Origin of the sequence: Ochrobactrum sp. Marseille-Q0166 (genome assembly GCF_014397025.1) — a bacterium.
Taxonomy (GTDB): Bacteria; Pseudomonadota; Alphaproteobacteria; order Rhizobiales; family Rhizobiaceae; genus Brucella.
This window is the reverse complement of the sequence record NZ_JACJUO010000001.1, coordinates 1,941,336-1,964,438: the sequence shown is the minus strand read 5'-3', so window position 1 is coordinate 1,964,438 and position 23,103 is coordinate 1,941,336. Positions and strand designations below refer to the sequence as shown.

Below are 23,103 nucleotides of genomic sequence, written 5' to 3'. Positions count from 1 at the left end.
AATCATTGAGCTGATTCGCGAATCAAACGAGCGTTCTGTCGACGATGTCCCGAAGATCAGTTGACAACTTCTGCGTTCCTGCAATGCGGGCGAGGGCTGCACGAACATGTTCACGACGGGTGTCTTCCAGCGAACGCCACGACCGCAATGCTGTGAGAAGGCGCGCTGCGAGTTGCGGATTTTCTGGGTCTATTGCCAGAATGATATCGGCAAAGAAACTGTAAGCCGCACCATCCTTCCGGTTGAAGCCTGTTGGATTGCTTGCCGAGAATGCACCGATCAATGCGCGTACGCGGTTCGGATTATCAAATGAATGCAGCTTGTGTTTCGTCAGAGCGCGAACCGCTTCAAGGGTTTTATCTCCCGGTCGGGTTGCCTGCACGATGAACCATTTGTCCATCACCAAACCATCATTACCAAAGCGTGTTTCAAACGATGCAAGCGCCCTTTGAGCTTCGTCGCTATCGCCGAAGCGATGCACCAGCACGCTCAAGGCGGCTGCCCGTTCGGTCATGTTGTCACCGTCGGCGAACTGCTGCGCAGCACGCGCCGGGCTATTCTCGTAACGGCTAAGATAATCGAGCAGCACATTCCGCAACGCACGCTTACCCGCAGAGAGCGCATCAGGAGAGAATGGCTCCTGCTGTTCCAGACGCGTGTAAAGTGATGCGAAGTCTTTCGCATATGTGGAGCCAATTGCATTGACCAGGTGGTCGCGGCTTGCAAAGATTGCATCCGGGTCAACATTCTCGCCCATCTCACGGGCGATGTCGCTTTCACTTGGCAGGGTAAGACACAGCGCACGGAAGGCGGCATCAAGCGTCTCGTCAGAGGCAATGCGTCCGGCTAGTTCGATAATTTTGGTATCAGTCTCTGGCTGGTAGCCTCCACGTACTCGTTTGGCGCCTTCAAGCAAGGTTTGCGTGAAGATGCCGGTCAGAGCCTGCCAGCGGGCAACCGGATCGCTGTCGTTGAGAGCGAGGAAGGCTCGGTCTTGCGTGCTAAGTGGCAAGACCAAATTGATAGGTGCGGAGAAACCTCGCAGCAGCGATGGGACCGGGCGTTCCTTTATTCCATGAAACGTGATTGTTTCTGACGCACGATGCAGATGAATAACGCCGTCCTGCACATCGCCACCGTTGACAGAGGATGGTTGAATATCTTTGCCATCCGATCCCAACAGACCAAAGGCGATCGGGATATGCATCGGCTTTTTTAGCGGCTGACCGGGAGTAGGGGCGAGTGATTGTGTGAGACTGATGGTGTAAGTTTCTTTTGCGGCATCAAAATCAAAGCTCGCTTCAACCTTTGGTGTGCCCGACTGATCATACCATAGCGCAAATTGCGAGAAGTCCTGGCCAGAGACATCGGCAAAAACTTTGATAAAGTCTTCAATGGTTGCGGCATCGCCATCATGGCGTTCGAAATAGAGATCCATGCCTTTACGGAAAAGCTCCGGGCCGATGATCGTGCGGATCATGCGCACGACTTCAGAGCCTTTTTCATAAACAGTTGCCGTATAGAAATTGTTGATCTCGCTATATTCACGCGGTCGCACCGGATGTGAAAGAGGACCGCTATCCTCCGGGAACTGCTGTGCTTTGAGTATTTTCACTTCTGCAATGCGTTTTACCGGGCGTGAGCGTTGGTCGGCCGAAAATTCATGGTCACGGTAAACCGTCAGGCCTTCCTTGAGACATAGCTGGAACCAGTCGCGGCAAGTTATGCGGTTGCCGGTCCAGTTGTGGAAGTATTCATGCGCGATGACGGCTTCTATGCCAGCGTAATCAACATCTGTTGCTGTTTCCGGGTCGGCCAGCACATATTTGTCATTAAAGACATTGAGGCCCTTGTTTTCCATAGCCCCCATGTTGAAGTCCGAGACGGCAACGATATTGAAGACATCAAGGTCATATTCGCGGCCAAACTTTTCCTCATCCCAACGCATGGAACGCTTCAACGCGTCCATAGCGTAAAGAGCGCGATCTTTTTTGCCTTGCTCCACATAAATGGCGAGATCAACGGAGCGGCCTGATTGTGTCGTGAAATGGTCTTTCAGCACATCAAGCGAACCAGCTACAAGGGCAAACAAATAAGAGGGCTTGGGGTGCGGGTCGTGCCAAACGGCAAAATGTCTGGCGTTATTTCCCGCAACAGCACCGTGGTCTACGGGGTTGCCATTCGCCAGTAATATCGGGGCGGCTGCTTTTTCGGCATCAATACGCACAGTATAAACTGAGAGAACGTCCGGACGGTCATAATAATAGGTGATGCGTCGAAAACCTTCTGCCTCGCATTGCGTGCAATAGACATCACTTGAACGATAAAGCCCGGAAAGCTGCCGGTTCGTGGTCGGGTTAACCTCGGTGACGATTTCAAGCGTAAAACGCTCAGTCTCGGGAAGATCGGTGATTTCGAGCTTATCCGGCGTCACGGAGTAGCTGTTATCATTCAGCGCCTTTCCATCCACGCTGATACTGACGAATTTCAGTTCGTCACCATCCAGAACAAGCGGCGTTCCGGCAGCCGTTCCGGCGCGACGCTCAATAGTCAGCTCGGCGCGAACGATGGTTTTCTCGGGCTCAAGTGTGAATTCGAGTTTCGTTTCAGGAATCGCGTAAGGTGTCGGGCGATAATTTTCTAGACGGAATGTCTGGCCGGTTTCAGTACGCATTGCGAAATTCTTCTTTGTGATCACTTCGATGCAAGAGTCGTATCCGGCTTTTTAGCAAACGACAAGAAAAGCAACGTTGCTCAATATTTTTTAAGCGCCGTTCTTTGCACATCTGGCGCTTTAGCGCGAACAAGCCTATGGATGGCGCAATATATATAATTGCTCGCCTTGCCCCCCACATCCCCCGTTTTTAAGGAACTGCGTTGTGAAGCCCCTCCCGGACGCAGCTTCGGCAAACGCTCAGACAAGCGAAACAGCCGAACCTGATCTGCTTCAGAATAATCCAATATTGGGAATCAGCCTCAAAGTTGCTTCCGTTGCAGTTTTTGTCTGCATGTCGACGTTGCTCAAGGCGTCAGATGGTATTCCTCTTGGCCAATTGATCTTCTTTCGCTCCTTTTTTGCAGTGCTCGCAATCCTCGTTTACTTTGCCATTCGTGGACAATTGGCAGGCATTCTTCAAACGCGGCACGGTTTTAGCCATTTCTGGCGCGGGATGGTGGGGGTTGGAGCAATGACGCTGAGTTTTTACGCGTTGACCAAGCTACCACTGCCCGAAGCAATCGCTATAAACTATGCATCTCCGTTGATTGCAGTGGTGCTGGGTGCCGTCATCTTGCACGAAGTTGTACGAATGTATCGCTGGAGCGCTGTAGTAATTGGTCTCATTGGCGTGTTGATCATCATATGGCCACGCATGACATTGTTCGCAGAAGGCCAGGTGGGCCATAATGAGGCGATGGGTGCGCTCGCGGCACTTGGTGGGGCAATTCTTGCTGCTTTCGCAATGATGTTGGTGCGTCGTCTTGTTCAGACTGAAAAAACATCGACCGTTGTTATTTATTTCTCGATCTCTGCAACTGTCATTTCTCTTTTTAGTATTCCGTTTGGTTGGGTAATGCCAACCGGGATACAGTTCGCAATGCTGGTTGGTGCAGGTATTGCAGGTGGGGTCGCGCAAATTCTGCTGACAGAATGCTATCGTCATGCACCTATGAGTACCATCGCGCCTTTTGAATATACATCAATGCTACTGGGTCTTGGCATCGGCTTTTTCTTTTTTGGCGATGTCCCGACATTTGAGATGTTGTTAGGTAGCGTGATCGTCATAGGGGCCGGTAGCTATATTATCTATCGCGAACAAAAACTGGCTATTGCGCCTCATAAAGCGAACACACCTCAACAAGCGCAGTGAATTGTGGGGTCTGAGAAGTATCTCATTCCGAACGAGGGTCCAATTGCATGGTTTCAGGCGTTGGCTGACCGTCTGGTGTGTAGATTTTGAACTCTGTTTTTTGATCGCTGACGGCTGGTCGCTCGAAACGGCGAATACGCCAGAAAGCATGCAGGCCATAGATTGCATAAGCGACAGCCATCGTAACAAAGAAGCCGGAGGCGCCCATAATATCCATAAGTGGACCGGATAGAGCTGGGCCGATCACGCTTCCTGCGCCATAAATGATAAGCAGGCCGCTTGAAACCTTCACGAATTCGCTTGCGTCCGCATAATCATTCGCATGGGCTACGTTAAGACTATAAATCGGATAGATGACGGAGCCAAAGAGGAACATCATCGTGTAAAGCGCATAAGGCGAGGAGGGGTGAACGATCAACATGATCAGTGAAATGGCAAAGCCGATAGCGCCAGCCAAAACCATCACGTAGCGGCGATCAACGACGTCCGAAGCTCGTCCAAGAGGATATTGGAAAATCACGCCACCGATCATGGCGCAGGCGAGCATAGTTGCAATACCGAACGTCGAAAGCCCGTTCATGCCGCCATAGATCGCAGCAAGGAAGCTCCACGTCCCGGCCACGATACCTGCAATGAGTGAACCTACTGCAGCGGCTGGTGAGCGGCGATAAAGACCTTTCAGGTCCAGGGTAACCTGTGTGAGCGGGTTGGGGGATTGGGCACTGGAGAGAGCGGTTGGCAACAAAGCGCTGGCGTAAATTATAGCGCAAATGATGAATAGCGCCTGAGTTGTGGCATCGCCAAATGGCAAAATATACTGGCCACACATCAGGCCGAGCATGGTTATGATCATATAGATGGAAAAGACCCGCCCACGTGTTTCGTTCGTCACGCGTTCATTCAGCCAGCTTTCAATAATCATATAAGAGCCGGCGAGTGAAAAGCCTGCAATACCGCGAAAAATCATCCATGCATATGGGTTCACAATCAGCGAATGAAGCAGCAGCGCGATGGATAGAAGTGTGAGCAGTGCCGAGAATACGCGGACATGCCCGACCCGTCGAACCAGATGAGGAATAACGATGCAGCCGATGGTGAAAGCGAGCGCATAAGTCGTTCCCATCCAGCCAATTGTGGTCGTTGACCAGCCTTCAATTCCTCCTCGTATTGGCAGGAGAATGCCCGCAAGACCACCAGCCAGCAGCATAAGAAATGTGCTTGCAAGCAAGGCAGCTATAGGCAGAAGCTGGCCAGCCATGAAAATCTCCCCGATGCACTAGGTTTAAGAAACGTTTGGTGAGTTCAGATATAATGCACGCGGCGGAATAATGTATGTTTGCGGCATGTTAGTGACAATTCGCTGTCTGATACTTGCAAGTCTGGGAGGATCATTCAGTCAGTTCCGCAAGCTTCATTTTGACAGCAAGAAAATCACGCCATGCAAACCGCTTCTGGGCAGGCGTACGCAAGAGATAGGCCGGATGCAGGGTTGGCATGACCGGTATTTCGATGCCTGACGGCGTACGGTGTATTTTCCAATTGCCGCGTAACCGCAAAATGCCTTCCGTCGCACCTGTCAAAGCTTTGCCTGCAGGGCCGCCGAGGGCGACAAGAATTTTGGGGGCAGCGAGTTCTATTTGCCGCTCGATAAATGGGCGGCAAAGTTCTGTTTCAACCGGCGTAGGCGTACGATTGCCCGGCGGGCGCCAAGGAATAGTATTGGCGATATAGACACTTTCGCGCTTGAGACCGATAGCCTCAATCATCCGATTGAGAAGCTGCCCGGACTTGCCGACGAATGGCAGGCCTTCAATGTCCTCATCACGCCCCGGTGCTTCACCCACAAACATGATGTCTGACGACGGGTCACCATCTGCAAAACAAAGATTTTTGGCCGTGAATTTAAGATTACAGCCATCAAAGGCTGCAAGCTTTTCATGTAGCTCATCAAGCGTTGAAGCTTGCAAAGCGGCTTCACGCGCCAGTGCAATTTGCGCATTGTCCGGAACGTCAGCTGCCGCCTGAACAGGACGGCTGGTCGGCGAAGGCGTCGCGGCCTGACGCGGCTGCTGTTGCTGAGTGCGCGGATTCTCCGCTTGCGCGGAGGCTCTGTTTTCTTGCGTTGCGGCAGCTGAACGTAGCGGCTGGCGCTGCGGTTCTGCAAACCGATCGATTGGCGTATCGGAAAGCGGCAGGTCAACGCCCGCTTCCGCGTAAAAGCGGAGCAGGCCTTCCATATCCAGCGTTTCCCGGTCATCGATCATATATTTATACCTCACAAACTGAGGTGGCGAATTTTGGAGTTGAATGCAAGAGCACTGTGCATATTTCCGGTTCATAGAGTGGATTAAAGCATCTCTCTTGAACGCGAGGCCTGCTTCGGAGCTGCGAAACCACGTTGCGTCACAATATCCCATAATCGCCAAAACAGTTATTTAATATTTGACGTTTACGTTAAGGTAAATATTATGAAGGCCTGTATTGCAGCTATTTTGGACAATTGGACGCATATGCGACAGTCTTTAACTCTGCGAGAGGGTAAGACCAATGGGGAAAGCCTATTTGCGTTAAAGCGGTTTATCGTCGTTCGCGATGGGATCATGAGTAAAAACAATTAGATGCATTACGCCCGCTGTATTAGGGAGTGATGAAGTTACACCAGACGGAGGCCTAGAATGTCTGAAGCCCCAGCAATCGCGAGCCAGGAGCTTCCCGAACGCGAAAGCATGGAATTTGATGTTGTGATTGTCGGCGCAGGCCCTGCTGGCCTTGCCGCGGCTATCCGATTCAAACAAATAAACCCGGAGCTTTCAGTCGTCGTTCTTGAAAAGGGCGGGGAAGTTGGCGCGCATATTCTGTCGGGCGCCGTTGTTGATCCAAGCGGTATCGATCAGCTTCTGCCGGGCTGGCGCGAGGAAGAGGGGCATCCGTTCAAGACCCCTGTGACCGCCGATCATTTCCTGCTGCTTGGTCCTGCGGGTTCAGTGCGTCTTCCAAATTTCGCAATGCCACCGCTGATGAACAATCACGGAAATTACATTGTGTCGCTCGGCAATGTCTGCCGTTGGCTTGGCACTAAGGCTGAAGAACTTGGCGTTGAAATCTATCCGGGGTTCGCTGCAACAGAAGTGCTTTATAATGATGAAGGCACTGTAATTGGTGTTGCTACCGGTGATATGGGCGTCGAACGCGATGGCTCGCATGGTCCAAACTACACGCGCGGCATGGCGCTGCTCGGCAAATATGTGCTGATCGGTGAAGGTGCGCGCGGTTCGCTTGCCAAGGAACTCATCGCGAAGTTCAAGCTTGATGAAGGTCGTGAACCAGCCAAGTTTGGTATCGGCCTCAAGGAACTATGGCAGGTCGATCCGTCCAAGCATAAACCGGGCCTGGTACAGCATTCATTTGGCTGGCCGCTTGATATGAAGACCGGCGGCGGCTCGTTCCTGTATCATCTTGAAGACAATATGGTTGCGGTTGGGTTCGTAATGCATCTCAACTACAAGAACCCGTACTTGTCACCGTTTGAAGAGTTCCAGCGGTTCAAGACGCATCCGGCGATCCGCGATACATTCGAAGGCGGCAAGCGTCTTTCTTATGGCGCGCGTGCGATTACCGAAGGAGGCTTCCAGTCAGTGCCAAAACTGTCCTTCCCGGGTGGTGCGCTGATCGGCTGTTCGGCTGGCTTCGTCAACGTCCCGCGCATTAAGGGCAGTCACAACGCTGTTCTGTCGGGCATTCTTGCTGCCGACAAGATTGCGGAAGCATTGGCTGCAGGACGTGCGAACGATGAACCGATTGAAATCGAAAACAGCTGGCGTAATAGCGCCATCGGCAAGGATCTCAAGAAGGTCCGAAATGTGAAGCCGCTCTGGTCGAAGTTCGGCACGGTTGTTGGTGTTGCTCTCGGCGGTCTTGATATGTGGACCAATCAGCTGTTTGGTTTCTCATTTTTTGGTACGCTGAAGCATGGCAAGACCGATGCGCAAAGCCTGGAGCCGGCAGCAAAGCACAAGAAGATCGATTATCCAAAGCCGGATGGTGTGCTGACGTTTGATCGTCTTTCGTCCGTGTTTCTTTCAAACACCAACCATGACGAGAACGAGCCCGTGCATCTGCAGGTGGCTGACATGAAGCTTCAGCAGACTTCCGAACATGATGTGTTTGCAGGACCATCGACGCGCTATTGCCCGGCAGGCGTTTACGAATGGGTGGATACTGACGGCAATTCGGCGGCTGATCCACAGGCCAAAGATGTTCGCTTTGTGATCAACGCGCAGAACTGCGTGCATTGCAAGACCTGCGACATCAAGGACCCGAACCAGAACATTAACTGGGTTCCGCCACAAGGCGGCGAAGGACCAGTTTATGTAAACATGTAATGTTTACAGGAATATATAATAAAAAAGGCGGTTTAAACCGCCTTTTTTATTGGAACGACGGGCGCCTCATTGGGCGCATAAAGGTCGCTCTCACACTTTAAAATGAGAGCATTACCGATTGAGTTTCCGGCTCGTTAGTGTCTGGTCGTAACGGCATAGGAACCGAGAATTCAAGCCTTATAGGCAAGTGATCTGAGCCCACGCCCTCGCGCGTGGATGCAACCGGTGCTTCGATCTCGCGGTTTACGAGAACCTGATCGATGGGTAGGCCGATATAGGGCGCCAGTTTTATCGGAAGACTTTGCAAGATCCATGTCCCGCCAATGCCAGTCATTGCCTTGGTGGCCGAGGCTTTCTCAATGCGATGGACTGCATTGCTCCATGGTGTCGCGTTGAAATCACCAGTGATGATCGTAGGGCCGCTGAATTTCTGCAATTCCGGCACCAATGCATCAATGACTGCTGCTTGACCAAAGGGCCATGGAAGTATCGCATGATATGCTGCAACATTGACGCTTGTGCCACTAAAATCGATGGAAGTCATGGCAAGGCGATCATCGCCAAGGCACAGCTGCGCGCTACCTTCACTGAATGGACGGCGGGACAGAATACCAACGCCCATATTGCTTCCGTCTTTGCGGCATTCAAAATGGTAAGGATAAGTGCCCTTCAGAATATCGATCCACATTGCCCAATCGGCGCCCGCTTCCTGATAGGCGATAACGTCAGGCTTTTCCTGCGCAATCATCTGCAAAACGCGTTTTGGCTCAGGGTTGTTATAGCGTAGATTGATCTGCACCAGACTATAACGTGCGCCGGTTGTCGGCACATTGGCCTGTGCAGAAGATGATCCGTCGAGAAGATTACGTGCGGCACCGAGCGTCGTGCTGAAAGCGAGGATCGCAAACAAAAGGATCATGGCACCTTCGCGCCGCATCGTTGTGAACAAGAGCGGCAGTGCCAGCAAACCCATCAGAATCGCGAGATGTGGTCGAAAATGCGCGAATGAATCGAACATTGGATGCGCTGATCCGAGAAAACCAAGCACAAGAGGCGCCGACACCAGAACAGCGGTTATCAATAGGAGTAATGAAAGGTTTTCGCGGCGTTTTGACATGATACGCACCTAGCCGCTGATTGCGGCGCGATGATGGAATAGGGGAGGTCGAAAAGGGCAGTATGTTTTCAAAACACATACTGCCCTGACTAGCTATTGCTCTACTGCTTTTAATTATTGGAAAGCCGTCTCAAAGAAGCTGCGGAGCTTGCGTGAATGCAGTCGCTCATCAGGCATGGCTGCGATTTTTTCCATCGCACGAATACCGATTTGCAGATGTTGTGCCACTTGCCGCTTGTAGAACTCTGTAGCCATACCAGGCAGTTTAAGTTCCCCATGAAGAGGTTTATCCGAAACACAGAGCAACGTGCCGTATGGCACGCGGAAGCGGAAGCCATTGGCAGCAATCGTGGCCGATTCCATGTCGAGTGCGACGGCACGCGCTTGCGAAAGCCGCTGAACCGGGCCGCGCTGGTCGCGGAGTTCCCAATTGCGGTTGTCAATGGTCGCGACTGTTCCTGTTCGCATGATGCGCTTGAGGTCATAGCCTTCAAGGCCGGTGATTTCTTCGACTGCTTCTTCAAGCGCCACCTGAATTTCGGCAAGCGCAGGCAAGGGCACCCAAACAGGAAGATCGTCATCAAGAACGTGGTCTTCACGCATATAAGCATGAGCAAGCACGTAATCGCCAAGTTCTTGACTGTTACGCAGGCCGGCACAATGGCCCAGCATTACCCAAGCATGTGGGCGGAGCACCGCGATATGGTCAGTAATAGTTTTTGCATTGGATGGACCAACACCGATATTGACCATTGTGATGCCCGAATGATCGCTGCGTCGCAGGTGATAAGCCGGCATCTGTGGCATGCGCTGAAGCGGTATACCGCTACTTGGCGCAGTTTCGCCCGCACGCGTTATCGCGTTGCCCGGCTCCACGAAACTATCGTAGCCGCCACCGCCGTCTGCCATCAGTTTACGCGCATAAGCGCAGAATTCGTCCATATAGAACTGATAGTTTGTGAACAGAACAAAGTTTTGAAAATGCTTGGGGCTGGTTGCGGTGTAATGTGCCAGCCTGTGTAGAGAATAGTCAACGCGTTGTGCAGTGAATGGGGCCAGCGGCATTGGTTCACCGGGAATAGGATCGAAGTCGGCGTTGACGATTTTGTCGTCGGTTGCAGCCAAATCCGGCACATCGAACAGATCGCGCATCGGGTGTGTGAAGGCATTGGCAACCGATGCCTCGACATAGGTGCCTTCCATAAAAGCAAAGTGAATCGGTATCGGCGTGGCTGATTCGCGAACCGTAACGGCAACGCCATGATTGCGCATCAGCAGGCGGATTTGCTCGTTGAGGTAATGATCGAACAGATCCGGTCTGGTAATCGTAGCCGTGTAGTCTCCAGGCATGGTCACGTGACCAAAGGCCAGACGTGTATCTACATGAGCGAAGCTTGATGTAGACAGACAAATTTCGGGGTAAAAAGCACGATAGCGCTGAGGGCGCACCTCTCCTTTTGCGAGCTGCTCAAACGCAGCGCGGAGAAACGCGGTATTGCGATCATAAAGTTTGCGTAGCGCGGCAACTGCCGCGCTTGCATCGGTGAAAACTTCCGGCTCCATAAAAGGAGGCGTTTTAATCTCTGATAGGAATGGTTGATCGATTCGCTGTGTCATGGCTCAGTATACCAAACTCTGCGACACACGCATGTCCTTGTTTATGCAGCGCGTTGTAGGCCTACATACAGGACCAGACCGATGCCGCTCATATGCGCTTTCTGTCCGATTTGGGTGTAAGCGAAGGTCGCGGCGGGACCAGTGAAGACGGCAGTGAAAAGCAGCACACGAAGAGCAATTGCTGCTGAAATACGGCAACGCGAGATCATAGCCACTGGTCTCCGTCCGCATGCTGGAGGTGCATTACTGTGATGGGCGAGACGACCGGTTGATCACGATAAACATAATATTTACGATCAACAAAAAGGCTGGCGATGATTGCGAGACCCATAATCATCAGACAAACAATTGTAACGCGCCTAACCAGCATAATTCCCCCAGCTTCAAAATATTTCTATGATGATTGAATTTAACGACGTCACCTGAACCGCTCCTGAGAGCTGCATTCATCCGGGGTTCAAAAATATTGATGTTTCATTAACTTGATCGGTTCGCACTTGTACCGAGCTGCACGGCGATTATCTTAACGCGCATCGGAAATTTGGACAAAGCCAAGAAAGCGGGAGACAGATACCCATGGCTGAGCAGACAAAACCCATTGAGCTTTACTATTGGCCTACCCCTAATGGCTTCAAGATCAGCATCATGCTGGAGGAACTGGGTGTTCCTTACGAAGTCAAATATGTTAACATTGGCAAGGGTGATCAGTTCCAGCCCGACTTTCTTAAAATCGCACCCAATAACCGTATGCCTGCTATCATTGATCCGGAAGGACCAGGTGGCGAGCCGATATCGGTTTTTGAATCAGGCGCGATTCTTCAGTATCTCGGGCGCAAGTTCGGAAAGTTTTATCCGACCGATGAACGCAAGCGTGTCATTGTTGACGAATGGCTGATGTGGCAAATGGGCGGACTTGGGCCCATGTCGGGTCAGGCCGGACACTTTCGCAATTATGCGCCGGAAAAGGTGCAATATGGCATCGACCGCTACACCAATGAGGTCAACCGTCTTTATGGTGTTCTCAATCGTCAGCTTGAAGGTAAAGACTATATCGCGGGCGAATATTCTATCGCTGATATGGCCAGCATCGGCTGGATCAATGCGTACAAGAATTTCGATCAGCAACTGGAGGATTTCCCGAACCTCAAGCGCTGGTATGAAACCATGAATGCACGACCTGCCGTGCAGCGTGGCCTTGGGGTAGGCAAGGAAGAGCGCGAAAAGTCTAACCTAGCAAATGACAAGGAAGCGCAGAAAATACTGTTTGGCCAAAAGGCGCGTTAAATCGTTTTGGCCAGAAATGCTTGAAAGAAAGGCGGCTGAGAAGTCGCCTTTTATTTTATCTGTTTACTGCCGAGAAAGGCTTTCACTCTTGCAGATCAGACCACCCATGACGCAGCCCGAAAGTGAAAGAGTGTTTCCCTTGACACTGGCCTTGCCTGTGTATGTCTTGCCTTCGTCTAGCTTGTTGACTTCACCTTTGTAGCTGCCATCCTTGCCAGACATTGTGCCAATCGACTTACCCTTATATTCGCCGGTTTGCACCGTGCCGCAATATTTGCCGCCACCGCAAGCCGCGTAGCTGATAATCGTACCGTTCGAACGTTTCCAGGAACCGACAATTGCTTCTTCAGCAAACGCTGGTGCGGCCAAACCTGCCGTCAGCGCCACAGCAGCGGTCATTCCCATAATAAAAGTGCGGATCATGCATTCCTCCCAAAATGCCGCAAAGCTCACAATTTGCAGCTCTGCAGAAAACTTACGCAAACGTAAACGTAATCGAGTTTTCATCAAAGCGGAAGAGGGATAATTGGCGATGGAAAATTCGTAGATAATCACTCTCTCAACAAAGCCAATCGACGCCATGGTTATCATCTGGTTTCCAGACGGAGTGAATAAAAAAGCAGCCATTTCGGAAAAACGCTGCAATTCACGAAGCTTGGATGTTTAACGAAATCCCAAATTTACTCCTTGTTGGGATTTCGTTGTTGCGTTGTTAAGCATCTGGTTTAACGCGCATTTTAACTCTGTCGCTTATCTTGAAGACCATGAACGGAACGACAGATCCGACGGTTCCGGGACGGTGAAAGCCAGTCACGGAAACAAAGAGCGGACGGTTCTCGGGATTTAACAGGGACAAGAAAAATGACGCAGTTTCAAAGCGGTACACACCATTATAAGGCAGTTTCTCAGGATCGCATCCTGCTGGAGATGGGTTTGAAATACGCCATTGGTCGCGATTGCGAAATTGATGTCGTGGAAGCGCATAAGTGGCTCAACATCGCGGCGATCCGTGGCAACGAGAAAGCCGAACGTATGCGTAATCAGGTTGCAGCCACCATGAGCAAGAGTGAGCTGGCAGCAGCACTGCGTGGCGCACGCGAATGGATGACTTCGCACTGACCTATCGAATGCAGAAATCAAAAAGCCGCCCAATGAGGCGGCTTTTGTTTAGCTGATCCCGAGATAACGCCCCGGTTTGTGATTGATTGCTATGATCACATTCATCGCAATCGCGCCCACCAGGGAGAGAAGCATGTTTTCCCACGGGATGAAAAATAGCGATCCCAACATGATAGCACTGTCAAGTGCAAGCTGGAACCAACCGGCCCGAATACCATGGGCATCCTGCAAATAGAGCGCCAGAATATTGACGCCGCCCACCCCGGAGCGATGGCGGAAAAGTGCTAGAACGCCCATTCCCATAAGTGTACCGCCCATGAGGGCTGCAAAGAGCGGGTTGATTGAGCTGAAATCAACAGACAAAGGGATGATTTTGGCAAAGAGAGATAGAAGCGCGACAGCAATGAATGTTCTGATCGTAAATGGCCAGCCCATCCGCTTTGCAGCAAAAAAGTAGAATGGCAGGTTGATTACGAAATAAAGCAGGCCAAATCCAATGCCGGTGGCATAGTGTATCAGAAGGGCGATGCCCGCCGTACTGCCCGTCATAAGCGTCGCTTGGCTATAAAGCGTGATACCCAAGGCAATTAATGAAGTGCCAATCAGCATGGCGATTGCGTCTTCATAAAGACGATGACGATCAAAACCGAGTGTACTGCGCACGTCGACAAGTTGGGAGGCGCTATCTGCGATATCGGCCACTTTTAACTCCAGAGCTGCGAAAACCGGAAATCCGGACAAGATTACCCAAAAGGCCGGAGCAAAGTTCCGTCATTTCAGTGTGCGCATATTCTCGCTGATCGATGGATAGTTTGCCACGCGCCAGCGCCAAGTCTTGGGAGACTTCACAAATATAGCATCGCAAAGGCCCTACGGCACTGCTAGCAATATTGTTATTTTGAGCGGCGCATTTTTATTTTAGCTCAACTTTGACCGTTTATCTTTTCGGATTATTTCGTTGCGAGTCTCGGCAAGAAATCGTTCCACATCTTTCGGACTGCGTAGATGATGCTTTTTCAGGTGCGAAGGAGCATTTTCCAGAAAGGATTTTGCTCTAATACGTCCATTTTTCCGATAATTTGCCGCAAATTTCAGGAATTCCCAATCAAAACGCTCGGTACACCCCTCCGCCATATCAGGACGGGATTTGCCATAATGCCGAAGTGTTCTGCTTAAGATTCGCCAAAGGCGTCGCGGGGTAGAGATATCCAGAAAAATAAGCATTTCGGCGCGCGATGCGCGATACGCCATTGTTTCGCTGTGATTTCCTTCAAATATCCATTCATCGCGATCCGCAATCTCATTGCTCAGAAGGCCGATTTCGTCGCGCGAGCGCATTGTCCAATTGGGTAGCCAATAAATGGTGTCGATATGAACAACAGGTAATGCGGTGATTGCGCCAAGCGAACGGGCGAGGGTGGACTTTCCTGAACCTGCGCCCCCAATGATCATGATCCTTTTTACCATCTGGGCAAGCTCCGGATTTTAACTGTGTTGCAATAATTCTGAGACAAGACCATGGAGATACTGTATATTTACTTCATGTCATGCAAATTTATGTAACGACTAAAGAATGACGGTTAGAATTTTTGTATTGTAGGCAGAGGTAATATTAAGCAACTAATTGATAGTCAACTTGCTGACAGTAATTTTGAATGAGCCATGAAGCTCGAAGGGTTATGAAGGCTTGAGCATAAAAGTTGCTCAGAATTGATCGCAAAGCCATACACCAAGAAGCTGGCAATGCGATTTGAACTAACTCAGATTAACGCCCGTATCCGACAGGGAGCGACGAGATGTCTATTCGTACCATCACAGCCATGGCAGGCACTGCCATTATCTTGGGTGCATCTGCTTTTGCCTTTTCATCACCGGCAAATGCGCTGACGATGAAGGAATGCAGCACAAAGTATCAAGCGGCAAAAGACGCAGGGACACTTGGCGATGTCAAGTGGAACGACTTCCGCAAGACTCAGTGTGGCGATGATGCTGCCGCTGCCCCGGTTGCCGCTCCCGCAACGAAAGCTGCTGCGCCAGCAAAGAAGGCCGCTGCATCGAATGATGATAGCGCCAAGGGTTTGACGATGAAGCAGTGCAGTGCGAAATATCAGGCCGCCAAAGATGCGGGTACCGATGGTGGCGCAAAATGGAATGATTTCCGTAAAGCTGAATGTGGACCGGGCGCCGATGCAGTTGCGCTGAGTACCGACGGTAATTCGGAGCCTGCCGCCCCAACCACGGCCGCGCCGAAGGGAGTGAAATTTCCATCCGCTGTATCTGCCAAATTCTCCAGTGAGTCGCCAGGTAAGGCTCGTATGCACACCTGCCTTGAACAGTACCACGCTGCGAAAGATGCGAATGCTCTTGGGGGGCTCAAGTGGGTGCAGAAGGGCGGCGGTTATTACAGCCTCTGCAACGCTCGCTTGAAGGGCAATTCATAAATTTAAATCTGGGACGGCTCATAAGTCGGTTTGAACTTACACCGTTTTAGAGAAAAAGGCCTTGCAACGTGCAAGGCCTTTTTTTGATTGTCAGATACGTAATCGATATCAGCTTCGTTTGAACCAGCTGCTGATACCCACCACAAGCCAGCCCAAAATCATGAGACTTCCGCCTGTTGGGGCTGCCATTGGGAACAGCCTGTTGCCTGTCATGTCACGCATGAAAAGGTCGCCGCAAAAGAGTGCGAGCCCGGCAATGAGAATGCTCCCCCCAATCATTGCGAGGCGACTATTCGGAACAATCAATGACAGGACCAGTAGAGCGGGGGCATGACCAAGCAAGAGTGGTGCAATGGCACTGAGGTGATTTTCACCACCATGCGCTGCTCCCGCATAGGCGGCAATCGCCAACGCTCCGCAAACTCCAGCAAGTGTTCCAAATACCGGATTGCGTGTCTTGGTAATCAGTTGGCTTGGCATATTTTTCTCCGCAATTATGCAAAATGCGTATTTAGATAGTTAATTAAAAGCCTTTTTGCGCATCGAAGAGTGCAGCAGGAAATGCTTCTTCGAACAAATCTAATTGCTCACTAGTGCCAACGCTTACCCGTATACAGCGATCTAGAACAGGTGCGCCGGGCTTACGGACGAAGATGTCTCGCTCAATGAGGCCATTGAGAATAGCGGTTGCAAATGAACCGTCATTGCCACAATCAATAGTCACGAAGTTAGTGGCTGAAGGAATAGGCTTCAGTCCGTGTTTAACAGCGATCTTTGCAATGCGCTCACGACCAGCATGAATTTTACCAACAACGTCGTGTAGATAATCCTGATCCTTTAGAGCGGCGATAGCGGCTGCTTGTGCAATTCGGTTAACCGCAAAATGATCACGGACTTTATTGAAGGCGCTGATAGCATTCTTGTTGCCCACAACGTACCCCACGCGAATGCCAGCAAGTCCGTAGGCCTTTGAGAAGGTGCGCATACGAAGAATGTTTGGTCGATCCAGTTCAAACGGTGGAAACGCAGAAACAGGGCCTGTTTCACAATAGGCCTCATCGAGAATTAGCATCGTGGTTTCCGGTATCCGTTCAATGAAGGATTGAATATCCGAGCCTTCATGCCACGTACCCATTGGGTTGTCTGGGTTGGCGATATAGAGCAACGCTGGTTTTTCTTGTCGCGCCTTTTCAATCAGGGCATCGAGATCTGGTCTATCTTGATTGTAAGGAACCGTAATCAGAGTGCCGCCAAAACCGGCAACGTGATAGTTGAATGTCGGGTATCCGCCGAGTGAATTGATTACCTTGTCACCCTGCTGCACATACTGACGAACGACTAAGCCTAAGAGAGCGTCCACGCCTGCTCCTGGCATAATGTTTTCGGGTGTTACACCGTGATGTGCTGCAATTGCATGGCGCAAAGCATAGTTTTCTGGATCACCATATTTCCAGACCTCGGAGGCTTCCTGTTTCATCGCTTCAATGACAGAAGGTGCCGGCCCGAAACTGCTCTCGTTTGCACCAATACGCGCACTGAAAGATCTTCCGCGCTGAAGTTCAAGTGTTTCAGGGCCGACAAATGGGACAGTGGAGGGCAGGGTTTCCACGAGTGGTGTGAAACGAGGCGATGTCATTATGCTTCCGGTCAACTAGATCTGATAGGGTGAAGTGGCAATGTTGTGCCATTTAAGCGATCAACCGGCAAGCTGTGCGTCCAAATCGGATAAAAAATAGTGTAGACATAGCGATTTGCGCTAGTTTCGACGGGCCACTGGCCAATAATACGTCGCATATTACTATTTATACGCCAGACATATTTGAATGCAGTGAAAGCCATTACATTCAAATATCTACTACGATTTCACTCGCACTTTGGCCGGTTGCGGATAGCAAGAACCCGGCTGTGTTCTGTTGTTATGATACGACTGAGATCGCGAAAGTTGAATTCAACCTTAGGATGTGCGCATAGCGCATAATGCAAGGCGCGACAGTCGCATTGAGGCGCTTTCCATCAGCGAATTTCGAGCACCTTCACGCAGGAATCTAGATCATGTGTCGCAAGATGAGCGTAACGCATAGTCATCTGCAAAGTTTGGTGACCCAGCCACATTTGAACGCGTCTTATATCGATTCCGCCGCGCACCAGACGCGACGCACATGTATGACGCAGAATATGCGGGACAACCTGGTCATCCGTGCCAAGCCCCACTTCAAGTTTGGCTTCATTCCAAATCTGGCGGAAGCGAACCTGATTGAGCATAGAAAAGGGGCCCTTCAGCCGCTCATGCGCTATGTCGGTCGCCTTTTTCGCTCGTTTTGTAAGAGGGACTGTACGGCTTCTATTTGATTTGGTTAACCAAAAGGTCGTCCGATGTTCTTGAATGTCATTCCAAGTCAAGCCGATAGCTTCTCCAAGACGACAACCCGTGTCGACTAGGAACACTGAAAGGCGATAGCTATCCACACAGCGTGTTTTAATTGCAGCGAATAGGCGTTTCTCTTCTTCGTATTCTAGGAAGCGAATGCGTCCTGCTCGTTCTTTCTGTCGGATAAATTCCGGCAGATTGTATATGTCCCCCATTTTGTGCGCCTTTCGCAGCAGCTTGCTTAATGCAGCCATCTTACGATTGATGGTTGCATTGCTGTTACCGCGCTCGCGAAGCGTACCAATGACAGAGTCGAGCATTTCCTGATCAAATCCAGAAAAACGTATGCCTTTCAAGATTTCATCGATCTCACCGAGAAAAGACTTCACATTATACTTGTGCGAACCATCATCCCAGAGTATATTAATATACTTACCCGCCAATTCGGCCAGTGTGAATCTTTCGACAATTCGATGTTTCTGGCTTCTGCTGGATGTATATTCGAGATTATAATCGATTATTGGCGCGTAAACATCACCACTATCGACCTTCGCTCCCCCAACGACGATCATAGTATGCCCCCATATTTTTTATGGGAAACAGACATAATTAAATAATTACACAAACACAAGATAAGTGAGCTAATTTTATGTGGAGACATATTATGATCCTCTGAAAGACCGCTTTGCCCCCTCAATTGTTGTTCTCGTCTCTACTCAGTAACACCTATGCGAAATCCCCATTTCACATAAGCTTGTCGGTTACGTTCTTGAGCAGTTAGAATGGAACTGACGCCGCGGTTCCCCATCGGCGTCAGGTAGTAAGTCACATCGTTATTAGAATGAACGCTGGAAGCGGACCATGCCCTGCCAAGCGTCCTGACCCTTAAGAACCGACTTCTTGTCGTCCCACTTGGTATAGGAAACTTCCGGGGTAATCGTGAAGCCTGGTACCAGCTGGTAAGCTACGTTTGCAGTTGCTGCGAACGTCTTAGCATCTTCGTAAGCAAGCTGAACGTTGAAGGTAGCCTTGTCGGTTGCCTGGAACTTCGCACCACCCCAGACAGCCCAATCGCCGCCCCATGTGCCGTAGAAGCTGTTGGTGAGACGAACGCCACGATAGGTCGAGCTGCCGCCATCAATCACAATGTCGCCGTTAGCATCGTAGTGAGCGTAGATGTCATTGTTCGACTTGTAGCCGCCCTGTACCCATACGGAGAACTGGTCCGTTACGTTTACGTCGAGGCGAACTTTACCAGCCCATTCTTCGTTACGTGCGTCATAAGCTGCAACACCGGCGATCGAACCCCAGCCCTGAGCATATTTCAGGCCACCAACGACATTTGGCGTGTAATCATCAATGATACCGTAGTCGAGGAAGGCATCATCCCTGTTACCCTGTTCAAGAGCGATGATAGCCGAAAAGCCATTGCCGCCTGTGAAGGTGTAGCTGATTGCATTGGTGCGGTAACCACCAGCAGAAATCACGTCGTCGTTGATGACGTCGCCGAGATAACCTGGGAAGGTGAGGAATGCAGACTCATCGAGGCCAACGCGGAAACCGCCAAGCTGAATGTAGGCGAAGTTAAGCGAAGTGCCGGAATCCCCACCATTTTGATAGTTAAAGCGGGTTTCTGTGTAGGTTTTCAGTGTACCGAGTTCGGTTTCCGAAGCGGTCGACGTACGCAGTGTGAAGCGCGATAGGAAGCTGTAGGTATCGCGATCTTTACCCTTGTCTGTAAACTTGAAGCCGCCGCCTTCAACTGCGGATACGCCGGCGCCACGATAATACACGTCATCGCCGCCCTTGATGTCCGCACGAACATAGCCGTGGATGCGCAGGCAGGTTTCGGTGCCTGGAATGTAGAAGTAGCCAGCGCCGTAAGCATCGCAAACGCGGACGTATTCAACTGCTTCTGGCTCTGGAGCGACGATTGCGTCTGCTGCCTGAGCGCCGGAAGCTGCAACGAGAGCTGCAGCGGAGCCGAGGAGAAGGCTCTTGATGTTCATTTCTGACCTCCAGTCAAGAATCGAAGGAAGGTCGAAATCTCGAGTTATTCCAATGCGTTAATAGATCGAACGATTTGGAGGCCTAAAAAATCCCTCAAAATAAAAAAACGAAATGACGCTGTAAAAAGCGGATCGGAGCCTCGGAAGCGGCCAGGCACACGTTTTTCTGGGGTGATTTGTAATGGAGGAGAGGATGGGATTCGAACCCACGAGACCCTTGCGGGTCTACTCCCTTAGCAGGGGAGCGCCTTCGACCTCTCGGCCACCTCTCCGGTAGAGGCGAGATAGCTGGAACGTCTCATGATTTCAAGCGAATTGAATGAGGAATAGTCGTTTTTACAGCAAAATTTTGCACAAACCGTATATCATTCCATAAATACAGCCATTTTCTCGCCGCTCGCGCATTAGATTTGTAAATAGTGTTACGATGAGTTGAGGGTTCGTAACGATAGGCAAATCGATAGATTCGGAGCGTAGAACCTTCAGCCGGCGCTATGAGTTCAAAACGGGAAAGATTCGCTAGAGATCTTTTATGCGGGCGAAAAAATATGTGATTTCAATCGTTAACACCGGTTAATGCATATTCACTTATATAAATAAAACATTAATTTCTTAAACGAAGCTGGGCGATTTCGTGTCTTTTCTGCAACAGAGGTCGCTCATAGAGTCCCCATAAATGCCGGTTGCGCACATTCGGTGTTGAATCGAAAAAGTTGGCGAGTATCTTCACATCCAGAAGAAGGAGCGCTTCGGGGCGACTTTTTCATCAGGGGATGGGGACAGGTTGTCCTTCAGCCAAATCAGAATGCCCAGACCCATTTTTAACTTTGACTGGAGGTCAGAAATGAACATCAAGAGCCTTCTCCTCGGCTCCGCTGCAGCTCTCGTTGCAGCTTCCGGCGCTCAGGCAGCAGACGCAATCGTCGCTCCAGAGCCAGAAGCAGTTGAATACGTCCGCGTTTGCGATGCTTACGGCGCTGGCTACTTCTACATTCCAGGCACCGAAACCTGCCTGCGTATCCACGGCTACGTTCGTGCAGACATCAAGGGCGGCGACAATGTTTATGCTCGCGGTGGCGTTGGTTTCAATGAAGATGGGACCGCTTTTGGTATCAAGAATCAGAATCGTGACACATACGACTATCTGACACGTTTCTCGCTTCGCTTCTCAACCGCTTCGGAAACCGAACTCGGTACACTGAAGACTTATGCTGAAACACGTTTCCAGTATACAAACGGCGAAGATTCAAGCTCAACCGGCACTCTTCGTTATGGCTACATTCAGCTCGGCGGTCTCCGCGTTGGTCTTGATGAATCCGCATTCGTAACCTTCCCTGGTTACCTCGGCGACGTCATCAACGACGACGTAATTCTTGCTGGTGGCTACCGCACCAACGCAATCAGCTACACCTTCACAGGCGGCAATGGTTTCTCGGCTATCATCGCTCTTGAACAGGGTGGCAATGGCGACTCAGACGTTGACGTAGTTATCGACGATTATACACCACATGTTGTTGGTGGCCTGAAGTACGCTCAGGGCTGGGGTTCGATCGTTGGTGTTGCAGCTTACGATGCAGTTAACGAAGAGTGGGCTGGTAAGGTTCGCCTCGACGTAAACGTAACTGATCAGTTCTCCGTATGGGTAATGGGCGGCTATAAGTCGAACGACGACACTTATGTCGGTGGATACCGTGCAGACGGTAGCTTCGTTGGCATTCGCGTAATCGACAGCTTCTACGGCACCTGGGGCGGCGATTGGGCTGTTTGGGGCGGCGCGAAGTTCAAGGCAACCGACAAGGCTACCTTCAATCTTCAGCTCGCTTACGAAGATGCTAAGACGTTCGCAGCAACTGCAAACGTAGCTTACGAACTGGTTCCAGGCTTCACCATCACTCCAGAAGTTTCCTACACCAAGTGGGACAACAAGTATTCGCCGCTCAAGGGTGACGACGCTTGGCAGGGTATGGTCCGCTTCCAGCGTTCGTTCTAATCCTTACGGATTGGTTTGAGAAAAACCCGGCAGCCTTGCTGCCGGGTTTTTTGTCGTCTGCGGTTTGAAAATCCGGCGTCGCTCTTGTAGTTTTGCGAAGATCAGTTTTTGCGGGCTTTCGTATACGCCACGCAGCATCGGAGATATGAATTTATGCTGAAATGGTTTTGGCCGGCTTTGACATGGACTGCAGCGCTCACTTCGCTTGCGCTGTGGTTCGGTGTGGATCGGGTTGAGGCCGATATCAGCGAACGAACAGCGCTGGCGCTGTCGCCTTATGTCTGGGCAGGTTTCGATGTCGATGGCCGTGACGTGGTTCTCAAAGGCGTGGCGCCTGATCCTGAAGCCCAAAAGGCAGCAGTTCAGGCCGTAGGGCAGCTTCGTGGTGTCGGTGATTTTTCTGATCTGACCACAGTGCTTGCAGCAGTCACTCCCTATGTTTTCAAGCTGAGTCTAACCGGGGAAGGGGTCGTATTGTCGGGCTTTATTCCAGATAACGCCATGCGTGAACCGATTATGAGTTCAGCGGAAGCACTGGGTACAGGTATCTTGGTCGATGACCAAATGGCGCTTGCCCGTGGTGCGCAACCAGAATTTGAACAGCGGGTTCTTTTTGCAATTGATCTTGCGAGGGGGCTAACCGACGCAGAAATTGAGATTTCTGAAGCCTCACTTTCGGTGAGAGGAAAGGCAAAAGATGACCAGGCACTTGAAGCTTTGAATGCCAAACTTCGGGCGCCATTACCGTTTGGCATAGCTTTGGCACATGAAGAGATTACAAAGTCCTGATGGTGATTTGCGTTTAAAAAACTGTCATCCCCCGTTTCTTCGCGTTCTCTGATTGACAGCGGTGGCTTGGGTGCCTTTCCTGTTAATATTCACAAGGTGCTTCGCATCGTTTGGCAGG

Annotated in this window: 20 protein-coding genes and 1 tRNA gene; 7 read left to right on the top strand and 14 right to left on the bottom strand. The window is 50.8% G+C overall.

Translation table 11 applies throughout. The features are described 5' to 3' along the window. Positions 1-22: 22 nt before the first annotated feature. Entirely contained in the window at positions 23-2,674 is a 2,652-nt protein-coding gene (gene pepN / locus H5024_RS09380) for an aminopeptidase N (RefSeq protein WP_187545736.1), read from the bottom strand. 268 nt (positions 2,675-2,942) lie between these two features. Here pepN and H5024_RS09375 point away from each other — a divergent pair, with 268 nt between their 5' ends. Next, complete coding sequence (locus H5024_RS09375) at positions 2,943-3,869, top strand: DMT family transporter (RefSeq protein WP_210309673.1); 927 nt, start codon at positions 2,943-2,945, stop codon at positions 3,867-3,869. A gap of 22 nt (positions 3,870-3,891) precedes the next feature. Here the strand turns inward: H5024_RS09375 and H5024_RS09370 are convergent, their stop codons facing one another. Both H5024_RS09370 and H5024_RS09365 read right to left on the bottom strand, forming a co-directional pair. Next, positions 3,892-5,127, bottom strand: coding sequence for an MFS transporter (locus tag H5024_RS09370; protein ID WP_187545731.1), 1,236 nt, complete (start codon positions 5,125-5,127; stop codon positions 3,892-3,894). A 130-nt stretch (positions 5,128-5,257) separates the two neighbouring features. Beyond that, complete coding sequence (locus H5024_RS09365; protein WP_187545730.1) at positions 5,258-6,133, bottom strand: uracil-DNA glycosylase; 876 nt, start codon at positions 6,131-6,133, stop codon at positions 5,258-5,260. Between the two features lie 411 nt (positions 6,134-6,544). On the opposite strand from H5024_RS09365, the gene H5024_RS09360 reads away from it, so the two are divergent. Beyond that, positions 6,545-8,251 (top strand): electron transfer flavoprotein-ubiquinone oxidoreductase, encoded by a 1,707-nt coding sequence (locus H5024_RS09360; RefSeq protein ID WP_187545729.1) that lies wholly within the window; start codon positions 6,545-6,547, stop codon positions 8,249-8,251. 97 nt (positions 8,252-8,348) lie between these two features. On the opposite strand, the gene H5024_RS09355 is transcribed toward H5024_RS09360, so the two are convergent. The 3 genes from H5024_RS09355 to H5024_RS09345 form a co-directional block, all read right to left on the bottom strand. Beyond that, positions 8,349-9,368 carry an endonuclease/exonuclease/phosphatase family protein gene (locus H5024_RS09355; RefSeq protein WP_187545728.1) on the bottom strand — a complete coding sequence of 340 codons (1,020 nt, stop codon included), beginning with the start codon at positions 9,366-9,368 and terminating at the stop codon, positions 8,349-8,351. A gap of 114 nt (positions 9,369-9,482) precedes the next feature. Beyond that, positions 9,483-10,985, bottom strand: coding sequence for an AMP nucleosidase (locus H5024_RS09350; RefSeq protein WP_187545726.1), 1,503 nt, complete (start codon positions 10,983-10,985; stop codon positions 9,483-9,485). 41 nt (positions 10,986-11,026) lie between these two features. Beyond that, the gene (locus H5024_RS09345; protein WP_210309612.1) at positions 11,027-11,194 is read right to left on the bottom strand and encodes a hypothetical protein; all 168 of its coding nucleotides are present in this window, start codon (positions 11,192-11,194) and stop codon (positions 11,027-11,029) included. 367 nt (positions 11,195-11,561) lie between these two features. Here H5024_RS09345 and H5024_RS09340 point away from each other — a divergent pair, with 367 nt between their 5' ends. Continuing rightward, positions 11,562-12,269, top strand: coding sequence for a glutathione binding-like protein (locus H5024_RS09340; RefSeq protein WP_187545724.1), 708 nt, complete (start codon positions 11,562-11,564; stop codon positions 12,267-12,269). Positions 12,270-12,332: 63 nt separating this feature from the next. Here H5024_RS09340 and H5024_RS09335 read toward each other — a convergent pair whose 3' ends face one another. Further along, the gene (locus H5024_RS09335) at positions 12,333-12,692 is read right to left on the bottom strand and encodes a DUF2147 domain-containing protein (protein ID WP_187545722.1); all 360 of its coding nucleotides are present in this window, start codon (positions 12,690-12,692) and stop codon (positions 12,333-12,335) included. Between the two features lie 438 nt (positions 12,693-13,130). Here H5024_RS09335 and H5024_RS09330 point away from each other — a divergent pair, with 438 nt between their 5' ends. After that, complete coding sequence (locus tag H5024_RS09330; RefSeq protein WP_187545720.1) at positions 13,131-13,388, top strand: sel1 repeat family protein; 258 nt, start codon at positions 13,131-13,133, stop codon at positions 13,386-13,388. A gap of 48 nt (positions 13,389-13,436) precedes the next feature. On the opposite strand, the gene H5024_RS09325 is transcribed toward H5024_RS09330, so the two are convergent. Both H5024_RS09325 and H5024_RS09320 read right to left on the bottom strand, forming a co-directional pair. Beyond that, positions 13,437-14,090 carry a YitT family protein gene (locus H5024_RS09325; RefSeq protein ID WP_187545717.1) on the bottom strand — a complete coding sequence of 218 codons (654 nt, stop codon included), beginning with the start codon at positions 14,088-14,090 and terminating at the stop codon, positions 13,437-13,439. Positions 14,091-14,306: 216 nt separating this feature from the next. Next, positions 14,307-14,855, bottom strand: coding sequence for a DNA topology modulation protein FlaR (locus H5024_RS09320; protein WP_187545715.1), 549 nt, complete (start codon positions 14,853-14,855; stop codon positions 14,307-14,309). 329 nt (positions 14,856-15,184) lie between these two features. Between H5024_RS09320 and H5024_RS09315 the strand changes: the two genes are divergently transcribed. Beyond that, a complete protein-coding gene (locus H5024_RS09315; protein WP_187545712.1) occupies positions 15,185-15,829 on the top strand; it encodes an antifreeze protein in 645 nt (214 codons plus the stop codon). 108 nt (positions 15,830-15,937) lie between these two features. Here the strand turns inward: H5024_RS09315 and H5024_RS09310 are convergent, their stop codons facing one another. The 5 genes from H5024_RS09310 to H5024_RS09290 all read right to left on the bottom strand — a co-directional run bounded on the left by H5024_RS09310 (position 15,938) and on the right by H5024_RS09290 (position 20,478). Further along, positions 15,938-16,309 (bottom strand): DUF423 domain-containing protein, encoded by a 372-nt coding sequence (locus H5024_RS09310; RefSeq protein WP_187545710.1) that lies wholly within the window; start codon positions 16,307-16,309, stop codon positions 15,938-15,940. Positions 16,310-16,352: 43 nt separating this feature from the next. Continuing rightward, positions 16,353-17,465, bottom strand: coding sequence for a pyridoxal phosphate-dependent aminotransferase (locus H5024_RS09305; RefSeq protein ID WP_187545707.1), 1,113 nt, complete (start codon positions 17,463-17,465; stop codon positions 16,353-16,355). A 377-nt stretch (positions 17,466-17,842) separates the two neighbouring features. After that, on the bottom strand, positions 17,843-18,769 hold the full coding sequence (locus H5024_RS09300) for a site-specific integrase (RefSeq protein ID WP_187545705.1): 927 nt from the start codon (positions 18,767-18,769) through the stop codon (positions 17,843-17,845). A 264-nt stretch (positions 18,770-19,033) separates the two neighbouring features. Continuing rightward, positions 19,034-20,206, bottom strand: a complete 1,173-nt coding sequence (locus H5024_RS09295) for a porin (protein ID WP_187545703.1) — start codon at positions 20,204-20,206, stop codon at positions 19,034-19,036. Between the two features lie 182 nt (positions 20,207-20,388). After that, positions 20,389-20,478, bottom strand: a tRNA-Ser gene (locus H5024_RS09290). A gap of 572 nt (positions 20,479-21,050) precedes the next feature. Here H5024_RS09290 and H5024_RS09285 point away from each other — a divergent pair. Continuing rightward, positions 21,051-22,196 carry a porin gene (locus tag H5024_RS09285; protein WP_187545700.1) on the top strand — a complete coding sequence of 382 codons (1,146 nt, stop codon included), beginning with the start codon at positions 21,051-21,053 and terminating at the stop codon, positions 22,194-22,196. Positions 22,197-22,349: 153 nt separating this feature from the next. Then, positions 22,350-22,985: a BON domain-containing protein gene (locus H5024_RS09280; RefSeq protein WP_187545697.1), complete on the top strand. Its 636-nt coding sequence runs from the start codon at positions 22,350-22,352 to the stop codon at positions 22,983-22,985. The last annotated feature ends 118 nt before the right edge of the window (positions 22,986-23,103 follow it).